Annotated in this window: 22 protein-coding genes; 9 read left to right on the top strand and 13 right to left on the bottom strand. The window is 58.7% G+C overall.

The window, feature by feature from the left end; genetic code table 11:
* Positions 1-199: 199 nt before the first annotated feature.
* Positions 200-763: a D-glycero-beta-D-manno-heptose 1,7-bisphosphate 7-phosphatase gene (gmhB, locus tag QMZ29_RS04830; protein ID WP_025304009.1), complete on the bottom strand. Its 564-nt coding sequence runs from the start codon at positions 761-763 to the stop codon at positions 200-202.
* A gap of 188 nt (positions 764-951) precedes the next feature.
* On the opposite strand from gmhB, the gene metN reads away from it, so the two are divergent.
* From metN to proS, 6 genes are all read left to right on the top strand, one after another.
* On the top strand, positions 952-1,983 hold the full coding sequence (metN, locus tag QMZ29_RS04825) for a methionine ABC transporter ATP-binding protein MetN (RefSeq protein WP_004932012.1): 1,032 nt from the start codon (positions 952-954) through the stop codon (positions 1,981-1,983).
* Positions 1,976-2,629, top strand: coding sequence for a methionine ABC transporter permease MetI (locus QMZ29_RS04820; RefSeq protein WP_004932010.1), 654 nt, complete (start codon positions 1,976-1,978; stop codon positions 2,627-2,629). Before metN ends, QMZ29_RS04820 begins: the two co-directional genes overlap by 8 nt.
* 43 nt (positions 2,630-2,672) lie before the next feature.
* Positions 2,673-3,488: a MetQ/NlpA family lipoprotein gene (locus tag QMZ29_RS04815; protein WP_261427044.1), complete on the top strand. Its 816-nt coding sequence runs from the start codon at positions 2,673-2,675 to the stop codon at positions 3,486-3,488.
* A gap of 114 nt (positions 3,489-3,602) precedes the next feature.
* On the top strand, positions 3,603-4,007 hold the full coding sequence (gene rcsF / locus QMZ29_RS04810) for an envelope stress sensor lipoprotein RcsF (RefSeq protein ID WP_283003033.1): 405 nt from the start codon (positions 3,603-3,605) through the stop codon (positions 4,005-4,007).
* Positions 4,004-4,711 carry a tRNA (N6-threonylcarbamoyladenosine(37)-N6)-methyltransferase TrmO gene (gene tsaA, locus QMZ29_RS04805; RefSeq protein ID WP_033644898.1) on the top strand — a complete coding sequence of 236 codons (708 nt, stop codon included), beginning with the start codon at positions 4,004-4,006 and terminating at the stop codon, positions 4,709-4,711. Before rcsF ends, tsaA begins: the two co-directional genes overlap by 4 nt.
* 112 nt (positions 4,712-4,823) lie before the next feature.
* The gene (gene proS, locus QMZ29_RS04800) at positions 4,824-6,542 is read left to right on the top strand and encodes a proline--tRNA ligase (protein ID WP_060435096.1); all 1,719 of its coding nucleotides are present in this window, start codon (positions 4,824-4,826) and stop codon (positions 6,540-6,542) included.
* Positions 6,543-6,603: 61 nt separating this feature from the next.
* Here proS and nlpE read toward each other — a convergent pair whose 3' ends face one another.
* From nlpE to QMZ29_RS04785, 3 genes are read right to left on the bottom strand one after another with little or no spacing between them, the layout of a single operon-like run.
* Positions 6,604-7,287, bottom strand: coding sequence for an envelope stress response activation lipoprotein NlpE (nlpE, locus tag QMZ29_RS04795; RefSeq protein WP_261427041.1), 684 nt, complete (start codon positions 7,285-7,287; stop codon positions 6,604-6,606).
* Between the two features lie 29 nt (positions 7,288-7,316).
* Complete coding sequence (gene arfB / locus QMZ29_RS04790; RefSeq protein ID WP_004931997.1) at positions 7,317-7,730, bottom strand: alternative ribosome rescue aminoacyl-tRNA hydrolase ArfB; 414 nt, start codon at positions 7,728-7,730, stop codon at positions 7,317-7,319.
* A gap of 3 nt (positions 7,731-7,733) precedes the next feature.
* A complete protein-coding gene (locus QMZ29_RS04785) occupies positions 7,734-8,282 on the bottom strand; it encodes a YaeQ family protein (protein WP_025304016.1) in 549 nt (182 codons plus the stop codon).
* Between the two features lie 213 nt (positions 8,283-8,495).
* Between QMZ29_RS04785 and QMZ29_RS04780 the strand changes: the two genes are divergently transcribed.
* Positions 8,496-8,696 (top strand): YaeP family protein, encoded by a 201-nt coding sequence (locus tag QMZ29_RS04780; protein WP_004931993.1) that lies wholly within the window; start codon positions 8,496-8,498, stop codon positions 8,694-8,696.
* A complete protein-coding gene (gene rof, locus QMZ29_RS04775) occupies positions 8,683-8,946 on the top strand; it encodes a Rho-binding antiterminator (RefSeq protein ID WP_004931991.1) in 264 nt (87 codons plus the stop codon). Before QMZ29_RS04780 ends, rof begins: the two co-directional genes overlap by 14 nt.
* 50 nt (positions 8,947-8,996) lie before the next feature.
* Here rof and QMZ29_RS04770 read toward each other — a convergent pair whose 3' ends face one another.
* The 8 genes from QMZ29_RS04770 to QMZ29_RS04735 form a co-directional block, all read right to left on the bottom strand.
* Positions 8,997-9,311, bottom strand: coding sequence for a c-type cytochrome (locus QMZ29_RS04770; RefSeq protein ID WP_025304017.1), 315 nt, complete (start codon positions 9,309-9,311; stop codon positions 8,997-8,999).
* Entirely contained in the window at positions 9,311-10,642 is a 1,332-nt protein-coding gene (gene tilS / locus QMZ29_RS04765; RefSeq protein ID WP_197770356.1) for a tRNA lysidine(34) synthetase TilS, read from the bottom strand. Before tilS ends, QMZ29_RS04770 begins: the two co-directional genes overlap by 1 nt.
* A gap of 56 nt (positions 10,643-10,698) precedes the next feature.
* On the bottom strand, positions 10,699-12,144 hold the full coding sequence (gene dtpD / locus QMZ29_RS04760) for a dipeptide permease DtpD (RefSeq protein WP_127146774.1): 1,446 nt from the start codon (positions 12,142-12,144) through the stop codon (positions 10,699-10,701).
* A 68-nt stretch (positions 12,145-12,212) separates the two neighbouring features.
* Positions 12,213-14,351: a lysine decarboxylase CadA gene (gene cadA, locus QMZ29_RS04755; RefSeq protein WP_038878804.1), complete on the bottom strand. Its 2,139-nt coding sequence runs from the start codon at positions 14,349-14,351 to the stop codon at positions 12,213-12,215.
* A gap of 95 nt (positions 14,352-14,446) precedes the next feature.
* Positions 14,447-15,790, bottom strand: coding sequence for a cadaverine/lysine antiporter (gene cadB / locus QMZ29_RS04750; protein ID WP_025304021.1), 1,344 nt, complete (start codon positions 15,788-15,790; stop codon positions 14,447-14,449).
* Between the two features lie 368 nt (positions 15,791-16,158).
* Positions 16,159-17,715, bottom strand: coding sequence for a lysine decarboxylation/transport transcriptional activator CadC (gene cadC / locus QMZ29_RS04745; RefSeq protein ID WP_261427036.1), 1,557 nt, complete (start codon positions 17,713-17,715; stop codon positions 16,159-16,161).
* An 89-nt stretch (positions 17,716-17,804) separates the two neighbouring features.
* Complete coding sequence (locus QMZ29_RS04740; RefSeq protein WP_261427034.1) at positions 17,805-18,194, bottom strand: VOC family protein; 390 nt, start codon at positions 18,192-18,194, stop codon at positions 17,805-17,807.
* Between the two features lie 110 nt (positions 18,195-18,304).
* On the bottom strand, positions 18,305-18,538 hold the full coding sequence (locus tag QMZ29_RS04735) for a glutaredoxin domain-containing protein (protein WP_060435087.1): 234 nt from the start codon (positions 18,536-18,538) through the stop codon (positions 18,305-18,307).
* Positions 18,539-18,685: 147 nt separating this feature from the next.
* On the opposite strand from QMZ29_RS04735, the gene QMZ29_RS04730 reads away from it, so the two are divergent.
* Positions 18,686-19,231, top strand: a complete 546-nt coding sequence (locus QMZ29_RS04730; RefSeq protein WP_025304025.1) for a MarR family winged helix-turn-helix transcriptional regulator — start codon at positions 18,686-18,688, stop codon at positions 19,229-19,231.
* A gap of 4 nt (positions 19,232-19,235) precedes the next feature.
* On the opposite strand, the gene QMZ29_RS04725 is transcribed toward QMZ29_RS04730, so the two are convergent.
* On the bottom strand, positions 19,236-21,377 hold the full coding sequence (locus QMZ29_RS04725) for a lysine decarboxylase LdcC (RefSeq protein ID WP_025304026.1): 2,142 nt from the start codon (positions 21,375-21,377) through the stop codon (positions 19,236-19,238).
* Positions 21,378-21,390 lie beyond the last annotated feature (13 nt).

The raw sequence follows: 21,390 nt of genomic DNA, 5'->3' as shown, positions 1-21,390 counted from the left end.
CGAGGTGGCGTATATTACGCTTTCCTCTTTCAGAGTCAACCCTAATTTTCAGGATTTTTTCTCTGCGACCCCCGGAGACTCTGTGAAGTTGTTCACATGTTCCGTGTCGATGGAGGCGCATTATAGGGAGCCGGTTCAGAATGACAAGCGTTAATATGCATTTTTTATCTGACCGCTCACTATTCATTCGTAACGCCTATTAAACCCGCTTTTTGATGGCTGCAGGCAGGTCCGCCAGGCTATTTAGCACCCAATCGGCCAGCTTTTCGCCCTGCTCCGTCACCGGCTTGCCGGTACGCACCAGCACCTTGGTGCCGACGCCGGCCGCGATCGCCGCCTGCATGTCTTCCGGTTTATCCCCCACCATATAAGAAGCGGCCATATCGATGTTCAATTCCTGCTGTGCTTGCAACAGCATGCCCGGCTGCGGTTTACGGCAGTCGCACACCTGACGATACTCCTCTACTGCCGCCTCCGGATGATGCGGGCAGAAATAGATGCCGTCGAAGTCGACATCGCGATCGGCCAGCGACCAGTCCATCCACTCGGTCAGGTACATAAACTGGTCTTCGCTGAACTTGCCGCGCGCAATGCCGGACTGGTTGGTCACCATCACCAACGCGAAGCCCATCTTTTTAAGTTCGCGACAGGCGTCAATCACGCCGTCAATAAAGTGGAAATTGTCGATTTCATGGACATAACCATGGTCAACATTAATCGTACCGTCACGATCGAGAAAAATTGCTGGAACGCTTTGTGTCACCGCTTTGCTCCTGAGGGGCTGAATACGCTGACAGTATCGCATGTTTTACCCCGCACTGAGAACGCCGGAGAACGTCGCTGGCCGTTGACTTAGACGTCTAGACGCCTTAACATCTGATCCATACCTTGGTTCCACGCCGAGGTTTACTTTTATCTAGCCACGGGCAACCACGCTAAAATAAGAAGAATATGATTAAACTTTCTAACATCACTAAAGTGTTCCAGCAGGGTTCGCGCACCATTACCGCGCTCTCTGACGTGACCCTTCACGTCCCTGCCGGGCAAATCTATGGCGTTATCGGGTCTTCCGGCGCCGGTAAAAGCACGCTGATTCGCTGCGCCAACATGCTTGAGCGCCCTACGTCCGGCCAGGTCCTGGTCGACGGTCAGGATCTGACTTCGCTGTCGGAAAGCGAACTGACGCGCGCCCGTCGCCAAATCGGCATGATCTTCCAGCACTTCAACCTGCTCTCTTCCCGCACGGTGTTCGGCAACGTCGCGCTGCCGCTGGAGCTGGACAATACGCCGCGCGCCGAGATCAAAAAGCGCGTGACCGAACTGCTGGAGCTGGTCGGCCTGGCGGACAAACACGACGCCTATCCGGCCAACCTGTCCGGCGGCCAGAAACAGCGCGTGGCGATCGCGCGCGCGCTGGCCAGTAACCCCAAAGTGCTGCTGTGCGACGAAGCCACCAGCGCGCTGGATCCGGCCACCACCCGTTCCATCCTGGAACTGCTGAAAGACATCAACCGCCGTCTGGGCCTGACCATTCTGCTCATCACCCATGAAATGGACGTGGTGAAACGCATCTGCGACCAGGTCGCGGTCATCAGCCAGGGGCAACTGATCGAAAAAGACAGCGTCAGCGAAGTGTTCTCACACCCGAAAACCCCGCTGGCCCAACAGTTCATTCAGTCCACGCTGCATCTGGATATTCCGGACGACTACGCCGCGCGCCTGTCGCCGGAGCGCCAGGGCGACCGTCAGCCGCTGCTGCGCCTGGAATTCACCGGCCAGTCGGTCGATGCGCCGCTGCTGTCTGAAGCCGCTCGCCGCTTCAACGTGAACAACAACATTATCAGCGCCCAGATGGATTATGCCGGCGGCGTGAAATTCGGCGTGATGCTGGCGGAGCTGCACGGCAGCGACGAAGACGCGCTGGCGACGATTAAGTTCCTGCAAGAAAATCAGGTAAAAGTAGAGGTTCTGGGTTATGTCTGAGGCAATGATGTGGTTGATGGCACGTGGCGTGTGGGAAACCGTCATGATGACCTTTGTCTCCGGCTTCTTCGGTTTCGTGCTCGGCCTGCCGGTCGGCGTGCTGCTGTATGTGACCCGCCCGGGGCAGATCATCGCCAACAATTCGCTGTATAAGATCCTGTCCGGGCTGGTGAACATCTTCCGTTCCATCCCGTTCATTATCCTGTTGGTTTGGATGATTCCTTTTACCCGCATGATCGTCGGTACCTCGATCGGTCTTCAGGCGGCCATCGTGCCGTTGACCGTGGGCGCCGCGCCGTTCATCGCGCGCATGGTGGAAAACGCCCTGCTGGAGATCCCGTCCGGTCTGGTGGAAGCGGCGCGCGCCATGGGCGCCACGCCGATGCAGATCATCAAGAAAGTGTTGCTGCCGGAAGCCCTGCCTGGCCTGGTCAACGCCGCGACCATCACCCTGATCACCCTGGTGGGCTACTCCGCCATGGGCGGCGCGGTCGGTGCCGGCGGTCTGGGCCAAATCGGTTACCAATACGGTTATATCGGTTATAACGCCACAGTTATGAATACCGTATTAGTATTACTGGTAGTTTTGGTTTATCTGATCCAATTCTGCGGCGATCGCATCGTCAAAGCCGTTACCCATAAATAAATAGTTTTACAGCATATTAATGCGAGTCTAATGAGGAAGGGATATGTCGTTAACATTTAAATCCATCGCGACAATTGGCGCACTGATCGGCACTCTGGCTCTGGCGGGTTGCGGCCAGGATGAAAAGAATCCAAACCACATCAAGGTCGGCGTGATCGTCGGCGCAGAGCAGCAAGTGGCTGAAGTGGCGCAGAAAGTGGCGAAAGAGAAATACGGTCTGGACGTCGAGCTGGTCACCTTCAACGATTACGTGCTGCCAAACGAAGCGCTGAGCAAAGGCGATATCGACCTGAACGCCTTCCAGCACAAGCCTTATCTGGATCAGCAGATCAAAGATCGCGGCTACAAGCTGGTGCCGGTCGGCAGCACCTTTGTTTACCCGATCGCCGGTTACTCCAAGAAAATCAAATCGCTGGACGAACTGAAAGAGGGTTCTCAGATCGCACTGCCGAACGATCCGACCAACCTGGGCCGCTCGCTGCTGCTGCTGCAGAAAATCGGCCTGATCAAACTGAAAGACGGCGTTGGCCTGCTGCCGACCGTGCTGGACGTGACCGAGAACCCGAAAAACCTGAAGCTGGTTGAGCTGGAAGCGCCTCAGCTGCCACGTTCTCTGGACGATCAGCAGATCGCGCTGGCGGTGATCAATACCACCTACGCCAGCCAGATCGGCCTGACGCCGGCGAAAGACGGTCTGTTCGTGGAAGATAAAGACTCGCCTTACGTCAACCTGCTGGTTGCGCGCGAAGATAACAAAGATGCGGAAAACGTGAAGAAATTCGTGCAGGCCTATCAGTCTGACGAAGTTGACGCCGCCGCCAACAAAATCTTCAACGGCGGTGCGGTGAAAGGCTGGTAAGCGCTTATTCACCAATTTTATTCCTATAATTGCAAGACGGGCCAAGGCCCGTCTTGTTATTTCCGCCATAGATTGCTTCAATAGCGCCACTTTCATTAAGGCAGAGGAATCTCAATGCGTGTTTTACCTCTCTGTTTGTTAGCGCTCGCGCTGGCCGGATGTTCATCGCAACGTATCGCGCCATCCTCAACAAACAGCACCAGCAAGCCGACCACGACCGCCCCGGCCAAGACCACGCCGGCCGCCCGCCCCGCTCCGGTAAAACTGTATAAAAGTGCAGAAGAACTCGTGGGTAAACCGTTCTGCGATCTGGGTGAAGTGTCCGGCGAATCGTGCCAAACCACCGTACAAGACTCCCCACCGAATCTGGCTACCGCCCGTAAACGCATGCAAATCCGCGCGTCTTACATGAAGGCCAACGCCGTGCTGCTGCACGACTGCCAGATTGTCAGCGGCGTCGCCGGTTGTTATCAGCAGGCCGTCTGCCAGGGCTCGGCGCTTAACGTCTCGTCCAAATGACCGAATTCGTTTTCGAGCAGATCGGCGTGATCCGCTCGCCGTATAAAGAGAAATTCGCCGTGCCCCGCCAACCTGGGCTGGTCGAAGACGGTGGCGGCGAACTGCTGTTGCTACCGCCCTACAACCAGGCGGAAGCGGTTCGCGGTCTCAGCGATTTCAGCCATCTGTGGGTGATGTTCATTTTCCATCAAACCATGGAAGGCGGCTGGCGCCCGACGGTACGCCCACCGCGTTTAGGCGGCAATGCCCGCATGGGCGTGTTCGCCACCCGCTCCACCTTCCGCCCCAACCCGCTCGGCATGTCGCTCATTGAGCTCAAAGGCGTACGGGTGAAAAACGGGGAAGTGGCGCTGGAACTGGGCAGCCTCGATCTGGTCGACGGTACCCCGGTGGTGGACATCAAGCCTTATCTGCCGTTCGCCGAGAGCCAACCGCAGGCCCGCGCTGGCTTTGCCCAGGCCGCGCCCGCCGGCGATATGCCGGTGCGTTTCGCGCCGCAGGCGGAACAGCAGCTGCAGCAACATCAGGCGCGCTACCCGCAATTAAGGCGTTTTATCAGCCAGGTGCTGGCACAGGACCCCCGTCCCGCCTATCGTAAAGGAGAGGACGTCGAACGGGATTACGCCGTCTGGCTGCTGGATTTCAACGTGCGCTGGCGCGTCGTGGACGGCCACACCGAAGTGCTGTCGCTCGACCCGCGTTAAAATTCCGCCGCCTCTCTTTTGGCGACCCGCTCGCGCTGGTAAACTAAATCACTTTTTGGCCGCCACTCTGGCAGCCCGATGCAATTTGCAGTTCTAACGGAACCAAAACACCATGCGTACTAGCCAATATCTGCTCTCCACTCTGAAGGAGACACCTGCCGACGCCGAAGTGATCAGCCACCAGCTGATGCTGCGCGCCGGGATGATCCGCAAGCTGGCCTCCGGTCTTTACACCTGGCTGCCGACCGGCCTGCGCGTTCTGAAGAAGGTTGAAAACATCGTTCGCGAAGAAATGAACAATGCTAATGCGATCGAAGTGTCCATGCCGGTGGTTCAGCCTGCCGACCTGTGGCAGGAAAGCGGCCGTTGGGAGCAATACGGCCCCGAGCTGCTGCGCTTCGTCGACCGCGGTGACCGTCCTTTCGTGCTGGGCCCGACGCATGAAGAAGTGATTACCGATCTGATCCGCAACGAGATCAGCTCGTACAAGCAGCTGCCGCTGAACTTCTTCCAGATCCAGACCAAGTTCCGTGATGAAGTGCGCCCACGTTTCGGCGTGATGCGTTCCCGTGAGTTCCTGATGAAGGATGCCTACTCCTTCCATACCTCGCAGGAGTCTCTGCAGGAGACTTACGACGCGATGTACGAAGCGTACAGCAAAATCTTCAGCCGCATGGGCCTGGATTTCCGCCCGGTGCAGGCCGATACCGGCTCGATCGGCGGCAGTGCGTCGCACGAATTCCAGGTGCTGGCAGACAGCGGTGAAGACGATATCGTGTTCTCCACCGGTTCCGACTTCGCCGCCAACATCGAGCTGGCGGAAGCGGTCGCGCCGGCGGCTCCGCGCGCGGCGGCCAGCGAAGCGCTGCGCCTGGTAGATACCCCGAACGCAAAAACCATCGCCGAGCTGGTCGAGCAATTCGCGCTGCCAGTGGAAAAAACCGTGAAGACGCTGATGGTACGCGCCACCGAAGAGAGCGGCCACAAGCTGGTCGCTCTGCTGGTGCGCGGCGATCACGAGCTGAACGAAGTCAAGGCAGAGAAGCTGGCGCAGGTTGCCACGCCGCTGACCTTCGCTACCGAAGAAGAAATTCGCGCCATCGTCGGTGCCGGCCCGGGTTCACTCGGCCCGGTCAACCTGCCGATGCCGGTGGTAGCTGACCGCAGCGTGGCGGCGATGAGCGACTTTGGCGCCGGCGCCAACGTTGACGGCAAACACTACTTCGGCATCAACTGGGAGCGCGATCTGCCGCTGCCGCAGGTGGCCGATATCCGTAACGTGGTGGAAGGCGACGCCAGCCCGGACGGTCAGGGTACGCTGCTGATCAAACGTGGCATCGAAGTGGGCCATATCTTCCAGCTCGGCACCAAGTATTCGGAAGCGATGAAAGCGACCGTGCAAGGCGAAGATGGCCGTAACCAGGTACTGACCATGGGTTGCTACGGCATCGGGGTCACGCGCGTTGTGGCCGCCGCCATCGAGCAGAACCACGACGAACGCGGCATCATCTGGCCGGACGCTATCGCGCCGTTCCAGGTCGCTATTCTGCCGATGAACATGCACAAGTCGTTCCGCGTGCAGGCGCTCGCTGAAGAGCTGTACAACACCCTGCGCGCCCACGGCATCGATGTGATCCTCGATGACCGCAAAGAGCGTCCGGGCGTGATGTTCGCGGATATGGAGCTGATCGGCGTGCCGCACTCTATCGTCATCGGTGACCGTAACCTCGACAACGAAGAGATCGAGTATAAGAACCGCCGCGTCGGCGAGAAGCAAATGATTAAAACCGGCGAAATCGTTGATTTCCTGCTGGGCCAGATCAAACGCTAAGCGACGAACGCCAGAAAATAAAAAAACCCGCCTAGGCGGGTTTTTTTATGTCCGAAAACGCTTACTTACTGCTGCAGTTCTTGCTGCGGTCGAACGCGATTTTGCCGTCCGGCACCACCGCCTTCTCTATCTGCCCTTCTTCCATCGATGGCTGCACGCTGAAGTGCGCATTGAAGGTCAGGAACACCGGCTCGCCGGCATTTTTGTTGGCTTTGGCGTAACCTTGCTCCAGCGCGATGTTGTTATCCACCGGGAACGTGATGCCCGTGGCACAATCTTTGAACACCGCCGCGTCAGCCATATAGCTGTAGCTGCCTTTCATCACCATCGGGGTTTTAGGCAACGGTTTTTCAATCGGCTCCAGGCGATAGTTCAGCTTGGAGGCGATCGGCGCGCCGCTGCGATCCAGCATCTCCAGGCTCTTGCCCACCGGGCGGAAGTAGCGTTTTTCACCGGTGCTGTCGGTCAGCACCAGCTTATCCGCAGTGCGCGCCCATTTGCCGTAGTCGGCAAATGTCTGATCGCCGTCTTTGGTGCCGCGGTAGGTTTCCTGCAGCACAAAGGTGCCGTCCTCATCCAGGAACAGCGCCGTGTCCAGACCGCCGCAATCGGCGCAAGGCAACAATCCTTGATAACTCTGCGGCATCGCCTGCAGCGGTTGTTCCTTCGGCTGATAATGATTGTTGCATCCCAACAACGAGAGTGCGCCTGCCGCCAAGAACAGGGCTATCGTAATTTTCTTCACAGTTATTCTCCTACTGTGTTCATGTATTCCTAAGTGCGAACCTTGCCACGCAGCGCCTTGGTGGCGCCTTTACGCGTCTTGCCTTCCAGGCGACGCAGTTTCGCTCCTTTCGTCGGCTTGGTCGCCTTGCGCGTTTTTTCCACCACCATCGCCTGCTGAATCAGCGCGACCAGCCGGGCCAACGCCGCTTCGCGATTCAATTCCTGACTGCGATACTCTTGCGCCTTGATAATCACTACGCCATCAGCGGTAATGAGATGATGATTCAGCGCCAGCAGCCTTTCCTTATAATACTCTGGCAGGCTGGATGCCCGGATGTCAAAGCGCAAATGGATCGCCGTTGAGGTTTTGTTCACGTGCTGGCCGCCCGCGCCCTGTGCGCGGATCGCCGTCAATTCCAGTTCATTATCCGGTATGGCTACGTTTCTTGACAGTTCCAGCACCGGTTACACCTGTGCCTGCTGCCACTCGGCAAACTGGATTTCCAGACTATTCTGAGCATCGGACAGCCAAATAGTTCCCTCCTGCAGCGTTGCCTGCAGCGTCATGGTGCGGCTGGCCAATGCCGTCAGGCGCGCCAACTGCTCGTCGTCAAGGAAACGCACGCTCAGGTTCTTGTAGCCGGCCACCTTACCCTGCATTCCCTGCCACCACACGTGCGCAGCGCGCTCGCCGTAAGCGTACAACACCACGCGCGGCGACTGGTTGCAGGCCTTGCGGATGCGTTTTTCGTCGGGTAATCCCATCTCGATCCACATTTCCAGCCCGTTGTGGTCGTTGCGCTGCCAGATCTCCGGCTCGTCGTCGGCGCTCAGCCCTTTGGTGAACACCAACCGCTCGTCGGCATGACAGATCCAGGCCAACAGGCGCAGCATCATGCGCTGCTCATTTTCGGACGGGTGTTGCGCCAGCGTCAGCGTGGCGTCGTGGTAGAAGTGACGATCCATATCAGCAATATTGACCGCGGCTTTATAAATGGTTGCTTTCAGCGCCATGGGTGACCTCGTTATTATCCGGCGACAGTGTACTTGATCAGGGCCAAACCCCGCCAGCGCGGCCAGGCCACGGCAGTGCGAAAGGCGTGCCGGGGTGCTGATAACTCCATAACAGCTGTGCTATAGTCGTCTAGGATAGGATAAAACTCCGAGAGCCTGCGCCTCATCGCGATAGTAGTCTTGATGATGCAGAGGTTCTTAAGGGAGGAAACTGTGCAACAATACTGTGAGTTAGTACGCCGTACTTACGCCGAGATTGGCAGTGGAGATCTTGGCTACGTGCCTGATGCGCTGGCTTGTGCGTTAAAGGCATTGGACGATGTCGCAGCGAACGATGCGCTACCGTCCTCCGTTAGGGAACAGGCGGCCTTTGCCGCCGCTAACTTATTGGTGAGCGACTATGTTGATGAATGATGAGTACCAACCCATCAATTGCGATGACTACGACAACCTGGAACTCGCCTGTCAGCATAAACTTATTCTGAAGCTGGAGTTACGCGACGGAGAAGTGATCGAGGCCAAGGCGATCGACCTGCTGCAAAAGAAACGCGTTGAGTATCTGACCATCGAACAGAACGGCCAGCAGCGCGACCTGCGTCTGGACCATATCAGCAGTTTCAGTCATCCGGAAATCGGTACCGTGGTCGTCAGCCTGTCGGACTGAGCAGCGGTAACCCCATCCCAACAGGGCAGCCCAACGGCTGCCCTCGTCATTTAGGGCTTCAGGCTGGCGTAATAGGCCGCCAGATCGGCGATATCGTCATCCGACAGCCCCGACACGTAGGCCTTCATCACCTCGGCCTGGCCGCCGTTGCGTTCCCCTTTCTTATACGCCTGCAACGCGTGCTGCAGGTACATGGCGTTCTGCCCGGCCAGATTCGGGTACATCGGCACCGTCACCTTGCCCTGCGCGCCGTGGCAGGCCGCACAGGCGGCGGCTTTGGCCTGGCCGGCCGCCGCATCTCCCGCCGCCAACGCCGGCAGGCTGAACAGGCCGGCAGCCAACAGCGCGATTTCCACAAACTTCATCATTGCTCCTCACGATTATGATTTTTTTCCCAGCGCAGCCGCCACGGGCGTTCGCCTTCCGGCACCTGCCCCGCCTCACAGACGAATACGCCCAGCGCGGCGATCAGCTGCTCATCATAATAAATCAACGGGATGCGTTCACGCTGCCAGGGAGGAATACCCAGCTCCTGCCACAGTTTTTTTATCGGCCGCGAATGGACGCGCCCCACGATGCGCACCGCACCCTGCACGCCGCCGAACCGAACGCTGACCTGTTGCGATGGCTGCGGTGCGCGCAGCACCAGCTCGCCCTCACCGGCAATCAACTGCCCCAGCCCGTCCGGCAACGTCAGCGGCTGGTCAGGCTGCCAGGGCAGATGCACATCGAGCAGCGCCGCCAGCGGCGGCAACAGGTGCAATCGGCCGCGGAAACGGCGGATCTGATAGGCGCCGAGCTGCAGCTGCGGTTCGGCATCCTCCCGGCTGAGCGCCACCTCATCCCACAGACGCTGAAGCTGCTCACGCGCCGGCATGGTGACGTTAAACAATGCGATCCAGCGCCGCAGCAAGGCGAAGCGCCGCACCGGCGAACAGTCGGTCAGGCCGTCAATCGCCAATGAGCGATCCGCCGCCAACAGGCTTTGCAGCGGTTCTGCCAACAGTTCGTCCAGCAGTTGCTCCTGCTCGGCGCACAGGCCGGCGCTGCGCGCTACCGCCGAGGCGAAGTGCGGCCAGCGCTGGTTGAGCTGCGGCAACACCTGCAACCGCAGGAAATTGCGATCGAAGCGCGTGTCCTGATTGCTGTCGTCATCTATCCAGGTTAAGGCGTGACGTTGCGCGTAGCTTTCCAGCGTCTGACGCGAACAGCCCAACAGCGGCCGCAACAGCAGGTGCTCGCCCAGCGTCGCGCGCGCCGCCATCGCCGACAGCCCCGCCGGCCCGCTGCCGCGCTTGAGCGCCAGCAGGAAGGTTTCGCTTTGATCGTCGAGGTGTTGCGCGGTGAGCAGCGCTTCGCCCTCCGTGAGGGCGGCGCTGAAGGCGGCATAGCGCGCCGCACGCGCCGCCGCTTCGATGCCGCCCTGGCGGGCATCTACCTGCACGTGCGTCACCGTCAGCGGGATCTGCCAGTCGGCACACCGGCTGCGGCAATGCTCAACCCAACGGTCGGCAAAGGCGCTCAGGCCATGATGCACGTGCAGCGCACGCAGCTGCAGCGCCGGACGTTGGCGGCGCAACGCCGCCAGCAGATGCAGCAGCACGCTGGAATCCAGGCCGCCGCTGAACGCCACCAGCAGCCGCTGCTGCGCGCCCAGCTGGTCCGCCACCTGCGTCGTTAATTGATCAGTATCCATCGGTAGGCTTTGTCACTTCTACATAGCTGCACGTTAACCCCGCCTACCGCCATCAATCAAGCATTAACCGTCCGGGCCTGGCGTCGCGTCAGCAGCCACCAGCCGCCCAGCACCGCGATCACCGCCAGCGCACATCCGGCCGCTCCCCAGCCGATCTGGGCGAAAATGCGGCCATACGCCTGCATCGCCGCCCCTTCGATGTGGTCTTCGGCGGTCTGATTGGCGATGATGCCCGCCAGGTAGTTGGCGATCGAACCGGTCGCCAGCATATAGATACCGGTCAACACGCCGGTGGCGCCGGGGATATTCAGCCGGGTGATCTGCGCCATCGCCACCGGATCGATAAACAGTTCGGCAAAGCCCATCACCGCCAGACCGGCGATCATCAGCCCCATCGATCCCGGCCCGTGCAGCCGGGTATTAAGCGCCATCAGCGTAAAGCCGACGCCGATCAACAGCAAACCGAAGGCGAACTTACACCAGATGCGCAGCGTGCGATCGCCATCGCCACTCGCCAGCCAGGCCAGCGCCACGCCGCCCAGCATCACCGCACAGGCGTTAACCGACTGGAACAAGGCGGTCGGCACCGTCCAGCCGAACCAGCGCCGGTCAACGAAATGATCGATAAACAGGCTGATGGAGCTGCCGCCCTGCTGGGCAAAGGCCCAGAACAGCGTGCCTAGCAGCATCAGCACAACGATCTGCCACAGCCCCCGGCGCTGGCCGGCGTCCGCGCGCAGCATAATGCGTGCCACCAGCACCACCGCCGCCACGCACACCAACCCGAGCAAATAGCCGGCCCAGCCACGTTCAAACAGCAGCGTGAAGAACAGCGGCGACGCCAGCAGCGCCGCCAGCAGCCATCCCCAGTGCGGCAAGCCCAGACTCCTGGCGCGCATCAGCGGTGCATTCACGCCGCGCGTGTGGCGGAAATGGCGTCCGCCCAGCAGAAAAATCACCAGACCGGCGAACATGCCGATCCCGGCCAACGCAAAGCCGACGTGCCAACCATAGCGTTCGGCCGCCAACCCGCAGGCGATCGGCGCCAGAATAGATCCGACGTTGCCGGCGGCGTACAGCAGCGAGAAGCCCCCTTCGCGGCGCGAGTCCTGCGCCGGATACAGCTCGCCCAGCAGGCAGCTGATATTGGATTTGAACAGGCCGTAGCCGCAGATGATGATGGCTAACGCCAGATAGAGCGACTGGGCGGAAACCGCGCTCAGGCCGAGCACGATATGCCCCAGGGTCATCAGCGCCGCACCGGCGATCACCGCGACGCGATTGCCCAGCAGGCGGTCGGCGAGCCAGCCGCCAAGAATAGGAGTGACGTAAACTAACGAAGCGTAAGCGCTGTAGAGATCGATGGCGTGGCTGTCGGTATAGCCGAGTTGGTGGGTCAGATAGAGGATCAGTAACGCACGCATGCCGTAAAAGCTGAAATATTCCCAAATTTGTATCGCTACGACATAGTAGATTGCGCGCGGCTGTGAGGGTGTTTTCATGGAGGTCTCCCATCAGTCGGTGAACGGCAAAGGGGAAGCGCGAGCGCCTCCCCTCTTATTGGCTGCGGTTATTTCGCCTTCAGCACTTTCACCCGATAACGTCCGTCCGCCTGACGATAGGCGCCGTGAATGTCGGTTTCAAAACCCGGATAATGCGCGCCGATTTCGCACAGCATCTGCAGGAACTCCAGCACCGGCCGGCTCTCTTCGGTCAGCATTTCGCCCGGCATCACCAGCGGCACGCCCGGTGGGTATGGGAGGATCATATTGGCGTTGACCTTGCCGACCATCTCTTCCAGATAGACCTCTTCCACTTCGCCGTGCAGCTCTTTCTGGAACGCCTGGTACGGATTCATCACCATGGTTGGCAGCACTTCGAACGCGCGGTACATCAGGTCCGGCAGGTTGTGTTGCTCCACCAGGCGGTGAATGTTCTGCGCCAGATCCTGAATGCGCATGTTTTCATAGAAATCAGGCGCTTCCTGATACAGCGAAGGCAGCATGTTTTTCACCCGCAGGTTCAGATCGAACGAGCGTTTGAAGTCGGTCATCGCGCGCAGCAGGCTGAGCGCCTTGGTTTTGTCGATGCCAATGCTGAACAGGAACAGCAGGTTGTAAGGCCCGGTTTTCTCGACGATGATGCCGCGCTCGTCGAGGTATTTCGCCACGATGCTGGCCGGGATGCCGAACGGCTGCATCTCGCCTTCCTTGCTCATCCCCGGGGTCAGTATGGTGACCTTGATCGGGTCGAGATACATGTGTTCGTTATCGATGTTCTTGAAGCCGTGCCAGGCGCTGTCGGAACGCAGCGGCCAGCATTCCGGCTCATCGATATGCTCCGGCTGCCAGACGTCGAAGAACCAGCCGTCGGATTCGACTTTCAGGCGTTTGATCTCTTTGCGGAACTTGATCGCGCGCTCGATAGAGCCGTTGATCAGGCGCTTGCCGGCGTTGCCTTTCATCATCGCCGCGGCGGTTTCGGTCGACGCCACGATGCCGTAATGCGGCGAGGTGGTGGTGTGCATCATGTAGGCTTCGTTGAAGGTTTCTTCGTTGATGTCACCTTTCACGTGAATCATCGAAGCCTGCGAGAAGGCCGCCAGCAGTTTGTGGGTGGACTGGGTTTCGTAGATCACCTTGCCCTCCACGCGGCCGCCGCTCATGCCGCACTTGCCTTTATAGATCGGGTGGAAGTTGGTGTAAGGCACCCAGGCGGAATCGAAGTGGATCGACTTCACGTCCAGGGTGTTCTTAATAAAGTCGGTGTTGTACAGCAGGCCGTCATAGGTGGAGTTGGTGATCACCGCATGCACCGGCCAGGTGGCGTTCGGGGTGTCCTTCACGCGCTTGGCGATGGTGGCGCGCTGGAACTCGCTCTGCGGAATGCCGCCGAGGATGCCGTAGGCGTTGCGGGTCGGGCGGAAGTAGATCGGCGTGATGTCGCTCATCATCATCAGGTGAGTCAGCGACTTGTGGCAGTTACGGTCAATCAGCACCGTGCTGCCCGCCGGTGCCGAATACATGCCGACGATCTTGTTGGCGGTGGAGGTGCCGTTGGTGACCATGTAGCTGCGTTCGGCGTTGAACACGCGGGAAATGTACTCCTCCGCCTCTTTGTGCGGGCCGGAGTGATCCAGCAACGACCCCAGTTCGGACACCGAAATCGAAATATCCGACTTCATGGTGTTCGGGCCGAAGAAATCGTAGAACAGGCTGCCCACCGGGCTCTTCTGGAACGCGGTGCCGCCCATGTGGCCCGGCGTACAGAAAGTGTATTTGCCTTCGCGCACGTATTTAAACAGCGCCTTGGTCAACGGCGGCAGGATGGTGTCGATATATTCGTCGGTATTCTGTTTGATCTTGGCGGCGATGTCGGTTGCCGCGCCAAGCGCATACTCGAAGAAGCGCACCTGCATGCGCAGATCGTTCAGGCTGACGTCCAGCGTGGAATAGGTGTTGGCGAACGCGTACAGCGGCATGTATTCGTTCAGCTGACTGATCTCTTCGCACAGCTCCAGGTTGTATTTGTCCCAGTCGAAGATCACCCCGCACAGGCGGGCGTTGTTCTCGATCAGTTTCAGCAGGTCTTCGCGATCGTTAGGGTAAACGATGCGGAAATCCAGACTTTCCAGCGCCTGATGCAGTTCACGGATAGGCTCTTCTTTGAAGTAGACACCCATGTGATTCATGATGGCGATAACGTTCATATGCATTTCTCCTGGCAAAGCAAGCCCCTTCCCGTCGCGGCTGACAGGTCGGAAAGAAAGGGGCTGGGTAAATTCAGTCGGTCAGCGGACGCGAATCAGTGCGCTTTGGCCGTGGTGTTTTCATCGACCGCCGCTGCGTTGGCAGCCTGGCGGGTATTCATTTTCCGGGCGTAGAACATCAGGATAATCAGGCTGATGATAAAGGTGCCGGACAGTTCGAATGAGTTGGCGCCCATCAGCGCGATGAAGCAGAAGCCGCAGCCGCACACCGAAGCGATCAGGCTCAGCAGGTTGCGCACGTTGACCCCTTCGAAGCGGATCAGATCTACACAGGAATAGAAGTAAGGCAGCATGGTCAGCAGCACCGCGATGCCGGTCAGCTCGCCGAACAGGTCGGAAGCCTTGCCGCCGGCGGAGCTCATCAGGGTGATCAGCACCATCAGCGCGGTCATTTTGCAGCCGGCCAGCAGCAGGCCTTTTTTCGGAATGCCGTTTTTATCCAGCTCGCCGTACACTTTCGGGAAGTTGCCGTCGTTGGCGGCGCGCACCCCGGCCTGGCCGACCAGCATCATCCACGAACCGAGTGAGGTCAGGCAGGCGAAGGCGGTGAAGGCGGAAACCATCGGTGCGGCCCAGTTGCCCATAATCGCCGAGGCGCTGATGGCGAACGGCGCGCCGCTGGCGGCCATTTCAGACGCCGGGAACATGCCGCTGATCACCTGGGTGGCGGCGATGTAGATGATGCCCGCCAGGCCGGTGCCGAGCATGGTCGCCAGCGGCACGGTACGTTTCGGGTTTTTCACCATGCCGGTGCTGACCGCCGCGGATTCCACGCCGATGAACGCCCACAGGCACAGCAGAATACTTTTGATGACCGCATGGCTGTCGGTGGTGCCGGAGGTATTCCAGTTAGCCTGGTAGGTGGCGGCGTCAAACCAGTGCCAGCCGAGGGTGGCGGTCACGATCACCGGGATCAACACCAATACCAGGCCCAGGGTAGTCAAACGGCTGACCCAGGTTCCGCCCAGCATGTTGACGAAGGTGAAGACCCACACGATGGCGATACAGGCGATACCGGCAGGTATCGGGTTGTTCAGCGCCGGGAAGAAGGTGGAGAGATAAGAAACGGCGGTAATGCCGATGGCCAGGTTACCGATCCAGTTGGCATGGTAATAAAGCACGCCGGTCTGGAAACCGAAGGCCGGGGAAATTTCACCGGCGTAGGCGATAGGGCCGCCCTGCTGCGGGTTTTTGGTGGCGAGACGGGCATACACATAGGCCAGCGACATCGCCCCGATAATCGAGATCACCCATCCCCAAATAGCGATGGATCCGAGACTCGCCAGGTTGGCGGGCAATAAGGCAATCCCGCTCCCCATCATATTACCGGCGACGACGCCGGTGCAGGCAATAAGCCCTATTTTCTTGGGTGAAGCCATGGTCAGTTTCTCCTGATTTACGTTTCTTATAAGCCACACCCATAAATAAAAGATTTTAATGAGCCGGCTTGATAGTCAGGATGCTAACCATCGGGGGGAATAAAGTCCTAAAGATAAAGTGAGATTACGCTCATGATCATACAAATGATAACCTGAGGTTTTTCATTAACACATCAAGATAAAAAGGTAAGCTAAAGAAAAGATAAACATCGTTTAAAAACAGAATGATGCCCAGGTTAATAATGAATAACAAACGAAAAAAAATAGCAATATTGCGCAGCAAAGCAATACAATGACGCAACATAACTTCACCAATAAATAACGCCACCAAAATTCCCTGAGAATAATGGCGGTGTGATATCGGTTAATTATTGGCGCTGATAGTTATTTAAATAAGGCACCACGTTGGTCAATGACGTCTGGAATACACCATTGGTGATCCAATGCAATGTGTCTTCGCCGGGGCGAAGATTGAATGCGGTAATATAAGAATCCGCCGCCAAATGATTCTGCCCCTGCATTTCATACACCTTGCCCAGCAGCACATAATTCAGCCACGACATTTGCAACTCAATCCCCAGATCGATCGCCCGGTGCGCCTCGTCAATGCGCCCCTGCGCCAACGCATCGACCGCCAGAACTTGCTGCATGATCGGCGTGTTTTTCAATTCGGGGATCGTCGCCAGATGGCTGATATCGGCGCGCAATTGCGCCAAGGCCTGGCTGTCGAACGGTTGGTAAGAATTGCGCAGCACATCCACCAGCGCCTTTTCCGCCAGCAGGTAGTGGAAATTCGGCGCGCTTTTAATCAGCTCGCTCAGCTGGGCGCTGGCGCGAGTCAACGAATCGGCATCGCCGTGGATCAACAACTGATGCGCCTGGTAGAAGCGCTGCAGCAGCGGCCCGTTGTCGGGCAGCAGCTGCGCCAGACGCTGCTCCAACTGCGGCGGCCAGGGCTGCTTCAGCGCCATGGACAGGCTGGTGAGAAAGTCGCTTTGGATCTTCAGCTGATTATCGGCGGTAATGAAGTAACGCTTGTCCAGCATGACTGAGCTGTCGGCGTTATCCACCAACCGCACGGACAGGAAACACTGCTGGGCGCGGTAGTGGCGCTGATTGACGAACTCGATATACAGCGACTTGCCCGAGTTGCTGGGGCCGGAATAGTTGTAGTTGGTCTGGTCGTGCACCAGAAAGGTCGAATAGGTGTTCAACGAATCGGTGATCAGCTCGCTGACGCCCACCACATAAGAGAGCTGCGGCATCCAGTTGCTGCAGCTCTCGCCACCCTGGATGCGAATATCGATATCGCGCGGGTTGAGCAGCACCGGCATGGTGGATACCGGCACGCGCTGCGACAGCGTGGCGATGCCGACAAACGCCACGCAGACGCTGAGCGCCGCCAGAAACGCCAGCCACACCCAGAACGTCGAGCGGCGATAAAAACGCGGCTTCTTTTCGCCAGGCGCGGCGACCGGTGTTCGGGGCCGGCTCGGCGGCACGTACGGCGTCCCGTCGTCATCATCGCTGCCGTCTTCCGGCTCATGCATGATCACCGCGATCTGCGGCGCCTGTGCGGGAGCGGGTTGCGTCTCGCCCTCTTCACACCATATCACCGACGTCGCCAGCTTATACCCGCGCTTGGGCACGGTGATAATGTATTCCGGGCTGTCGCTGTCGCCATCTTTCAGGTATTTGCGCAGCTCTGAAATACATTGGGTCACCACATGGTTGGTGACGATATTGCGCTTCCAGACGTTGTCGATCAGCTCGTCGCGGCTCAGCACAACATCGGGATGCCGGGCGAAATAGCACAGCATGTCGATCAGGCGCGGTTCCAGCGCTCTTTGGCGGCCGTCGCGGCTGATGGTGTTGTCGGCAGGGGTAACCAGCCACTCCCCGACGCGAAAAGCAGGCTCTTGCATGGCGGAAATAACTCTGTAGGCATGTAGGGCAAGGGCGCGATCATAGCATAACCGCCCCCGGCTGTGGCCGCCGGGAGGCGATTAAGCCGTTAACTCTCGTATAATTCTAACGGTAAACCATCGGGATCGCTGAAAAAGGTAAAGCGGGATTGGGTGTGGGGATCGACGCGCACCGGTTCGCAGGCAACGCCGGCCGCCTGCAGATGGGCGATGGCCCGCTCGATGTCATCAACGCTGAACGCCAGATGGCGCAGACCGCAGGCCTCCGGGCGGCTGACGCGGGCCGGCGGCGAAGGGAAAGAAAACAGTTCGATAGTGTATTGCCCGTTGAGCGCGAGATCCGCTTTCCAGGAGTCGCGCTCCTCGCGGTAGACTTCGCCCAACAGGGTAAAACCGAGAATATTGCAGTAAAAATGCTTGCTGGCAGCGTAGTCCGCGCCAATGATCGCGATATGGTGTACCTGACGTAATCCCAGCATAGAAACCCTCTCCTGTTCATTCTGATGGGGCACGGTATCCGGCGGCGGCGATGACGTCAACGGCAAAAACCCCGCGGATTGCCGCGGGGCATGATTCAGCACACGGCGTCTCAGGCCTTCAGATCCACCAACGCCGCGCCGAAGTTGATGTGCAGCACCTGCCCATCGACCACCAGCGCCGGTACACTCTGCACGCCGAGGCGCTCAGCTTCCGCCACGCGCGTTGGGCGTTCCCCCAGGTGCACCACTTCCACCTGCACGTTATCGCTCAACAGTCCCAACAGCTGCTGTTCGGCACTCACGCATACCGGGCAGCCGGCATGATAAAACACGGCCTTAGTCATCCTCATTCTCCTTGGTATTGACGGTTTCGGGCACGTTTACTTACCCATATTGTTTCGAATCGAAACAATGTGAACAGTATGCCAGCATCAATGACTTGTCAATATAGTTTTTAATCGATACTATTTACGCAGCCTGATGAGGATACGATGCTAAAACTGTTTGATCTGCTTGAACGCCTGAATAGCCTGCAACGCAGCTGGCTGCGCAGCCACGAAGAATTGGAAAGCCTGCCGCCGGTGCAGCTGAGCGCGCTCTACTATCTGGCACGCTGTAATCATTACTCCAACACGCCGATGGCCGTGGCGGAATACCTTGGCCTGACCAAGGGAACGGTGTCCCAATCGCTGAAAAAGCTGGAGCTGAACGGCATGATCGCCCGCACGGCGGACGCAAAGGATCGCCGCAGCGTGCGGCTGCGGCTGACAGAAAAATCGCGAAGTTTAATGGAGACTCTGTTTCCTCCTGCCTATCTGCAGCAGGCGCAAGACGCCATGCAGCAGGACGGCGAACAGTTGCAGGCGCTGTTAACCCAGCTGCTGCGCCAACTGCAGCGGCAGGAAAATGCGGCGCTGTTCGGCGAATGCCACCGCTGCCGCTATCACCAGCAGCGCAATGGCCAACCGTTTTGCGGCCTGACACAGGAACCGCTGCCGCTCGACAGCGTGAACCTGATCTGCCGAGAATTCGCCTAAACGATTATGCTGGCGCTTTCAACACCTTCACCAGATAGCGCCCGTCCTCCGTCAGTTTGGCGCCGTGGATGTCGGTTTCAAAACCGGGATAGCGCTCACCGATAGAGCACAGCATCAGCAGGAAATCGAGCACCGCCCGGCTCTCTTCGGTGATCATTTCTCCCGGCATCACCAGCGGCACGCCCGGCGGATAAGGCAGGATCATATTGGCCGCCACCTTGCCCACCAACTGATCCAGCTCGCAGGTTTCCACATTGCCGCGCACCTGCTCCTGGAACATCTGGTGCGGCGTCAGCTTCATTTCAGGCAGCACGTCGAACGCCCGCTGCATCAGGCGCGGCAGATCGTGTTGGCGGATCAGCCGATGAATGCCGGCAGCCAGATCCTGGATACGCATATGGCGATAAAAATCCGGATCCTCGGCGTACAGATCCGGCAGCATGTTCTTCACCCGCAGGTTGAGATCGTAGGCGCGCTTGAAATCAGTCAGGCCGCGCAACAGGCTCATCGCCTTGGTTTTGTCGATGCCGATGCTGAACAGGAACAGCAGGTTGTACGGCCCGGTCTTCTCCACCACGATGCCGCGCTCGTCGAGATACTTCGCCACCAGCGCCGCCGGGATCCCCTCTTCCTCCAGCGCCCCCAGCTCATTCATGCCCGGCGTCAGGATCGTCACCTTGATCGGATCGAGGTACATATGATCGCGATCGGTCTGGCCGAAGCCGTGCCAGTTATCGTCAGGATCCAATGGCCAACACTGCGCCTCATCGATCTCCTCCGGCTGCCAAATGTCAAAGAACCAACTGTCGCTCTCCTCGCGCAGCCGCTGCACTTCACGGCGAAAATGCAGCGCGCGCTCCACCGATCGATTGATCAAGCGGCGCCCCGGGTTGCCGCGCAGCATGGCGGCGGCGGTCTCCATCGATGCCACAATGCCATAGTGCGGCGAGGTGGTGGTGTGCATCATGTAGGCTTCGTTGAAGGTGCTCTCGTCGTAGTCGCCCTTGATATGAATCATCGAGGCCTGGGAGAAGGCCGCCAGCAGCTTGTGGGTGGACTGGGTTTCGTAGATGACCTTACCGGGCACCCGATCGCCGCTCATGCCGCTCTTGCCGTCGTAAATCGGATGGAAGTTGGTGTAAGGCACCCAGGCGGAGTCAAAGTGGATCGACGGCACTGCCAGCGTCTGCTTGATGTAGTCGGTGTTATACAGCAGGCCATCATAGGTGGAATTGGTGATCACCGCATGCACCGGCCAGGTGGCGTTCGGGGTCTCCTGCACCCGAGCGGCGATGCTGGCGCGGGTGAACTCACGCTGCGGAATGCCGCCAAGGATGCCGTAGGCGTTGCGCAGCGGGCGCAGATAGATCGGAACGATATCGCTCATCATCAGCAAGTGGCACAGCGATTTGTGGCAGTTGCGGTCGATCAGCACCGTGCTGCCCGCCGGCGCCGAATACATGCCGACGATCTTGTTGGCGGTGGAGGTGCCGTTGGTAACCAGATAGCTCTGCTCGGCGTTGAAAGTACGCGCAATATACTCTTCGGCCTCGAGGTGCGGCCCGGTGTGATCCAACAGCGAGCCGAGCTCGGTGACCGAAATCGAAATGTCGGCCTTCAGGGTATTGGCGCCGAAAAAGTCATAGAACAGGCAGCCCACCGGGCTTTTTTGGAACGCGGTACCGGCCATGTGGCCCGGCGTGCAGAAGGTGTACTTCCCTTCACGCACGTAGTTGAACAGCGCCTTGGTCAGCGGCGGCGTAATGGTATCAATATATTCTGCGGTGTACTGCTGGATGCGCTGCGCGATATCGTCCGCCGCATTCAGGCCATACTCGAAGAAATAGAGCACCATGCGCATTTCATGCAGGCTGACGTCGAAGGTGGAGTGGGTATTGATAAAGGCGTACAGCGGTAGGTATTCGTTCAGCTCGTTGATCTCGCTGCACAGCTCCAGGCTGTAGTCGTCCCAGTCGAAGATCACCCCACAGATGCGGGCATTGGCTTCGATCAGCTTCAGCAGGTCACCGCTGTTTTTGGGGTACACCAGTTGGAATCCCATGGTGGCCAGCGCAGCGTGGAGCTCGCGGATCGGCTCATCTTTGTAGTAGACGCCCGTCGGGCCCATGATGGCGATGATATTCATCGGCAGCTCCTGT

This window comes from Serratia sp. PF-27 (genome assembly GCF_030053255.1).
Taxonomy (GTDB): Bacteria; Pseudomonadota; Gammaproteobacteria; order Enterobacterales; family Enterobacteriaceae; genus Serratia; species Serratia bockelmannii.
This window is presented reverse-complemented; position numbering and strand designations above follow the sequence as displayed.

What these genes read in the sequence shown, in the direction of transcription:
- QMZ29_RS04785 (WP_025304016.1), bottom strand. Translation starts at nt 8,282, where the DNA reads ATGGCGCTGAAAGCAACCATTTATAAAGCCGCGGTCAATATTGCTGAT.
- rcsF (WP_283003033.1), top strand. Translation starts at nt 3,603, where the DNA reads ATGCGTGTTTTACCTCTCTGTTTGTTAGCGCTCGCGCTGGCCGGATGT.
- QMZ29_RS04735 (WP_060435087.1), bottom strand. Translation starts at nt 18,538, where the DNA reads ATGACTAAGGCCGTGTTTTATCATGCCGGCTGCCCGGTATGCGTGAGT.
- dtpD (WP_127146774.1), bottom strand. Translation starts at nt 12,144, where the DNA reads ATGAAAACACCCTCACAGCCGCGCGCAATCTACTATGTCGTAGCGATA.
- QMZ29_RS04730 (WP_025304025.1), top strand. Translation starts at nt 18,686, where the DNA reads ATGCTAAAACTGTTTGATCTGCTTGAACGCCTGAATAGCCTGCAACGC.
- cadC (WP_261427036.1), bottom strand. Translation starts at nt 17,715, where the DNA reads ATGCAAGAGCCTGCTTTTCGCGTCGGGGAGTGGCTGGTTACCCCTGCC.
- QMZ29_RS04815 (WP_261427044.1), top strand. Translation starts at nt 2,673, where the DNA reads ATGTCGTTAACATTTAAATCCATCGCGACAATTGGCGCACTGATCGGC.
- cadB (WP_025304021.1), bottom strand. Translation starts at nt 15,790, where the DNA reads ATGGCTTCACCCAAGAAAATAGGGCTTATTGCCTGCACCGGCGTCGTC.
- QMZ29_RS04770 (WP_025304017.1), bottom strand. Translation starts at nt 9,311, where the DNA reads ATGAAGTTTGTGGAAATCGCGCTGTTGGCTGCCGGCCTGTTCAGCCTG.
- tsaA (WP_033644898.1), top strand. Translation starts at nt 4,004, where the DNA reads ATGACCGAATTCGTTTTCGAGCAGATCGGCGTGATCCGCTCGCCGTAT.
- proS (WP_060435096.1), top strand. Translation starts at nt 4,824, where the DNA reads ATGCGTACTAGCCAATATCTGCTCTCCACTCTGAAGGAGACACCTGCC.
- QMZ29_RS04820 (WP_004932010.1), top strand. Translation starts at nt 1,976, where the DNA reads ATGTCTGAGGCAATGATGTGGTTGATGGCACGTGGCGTGTGGGAAACC.
- QMZ29_RS04725 (WP_025304026.1), bottom strand. Translation starts at nt 21,377, where the DNA reads ATGAATATCATCGCCATCATGGGCCCGACGGGCGTCTACTACAAAGAT.
- cadA (WP_038878804.1), bottom strand. Translation starts at nt 14,351, where the DNA reads ATGAACGTTATCGCCATCATGAATCACATGGGTGTCTACTTCAAAGAA.
- tilS (WP_197770356.1), bottom strand. Translation starts at nt 10,642, where the DNA reads ATGGATACTGATCAATTAACGACGCAGGTGGCGGACCAGCTGGGCGCG.
- metN (WP_004932012.1), top strand. Translation starts at nt 952, where the DNA reads ATGATTAAACTTTCTAACATCACTAAAGTGTTCCAGCAGGGTTCGCGC.
- rof (WP_004931991.1), top strand. Translation starts at nt 8,683, where the DNA reads ATGTTGATGAATGATGAGTACCAACCCATCAATTGCGATGACTACGAC.
- QMZ29_RS04740 (WP_261427034.1), bottom strand. Translation starts at nt 18,194, where the DNA reads ATGCTGGGATTACGTCAGGTACACCATATCGCGATCATTGGCGCGGAC.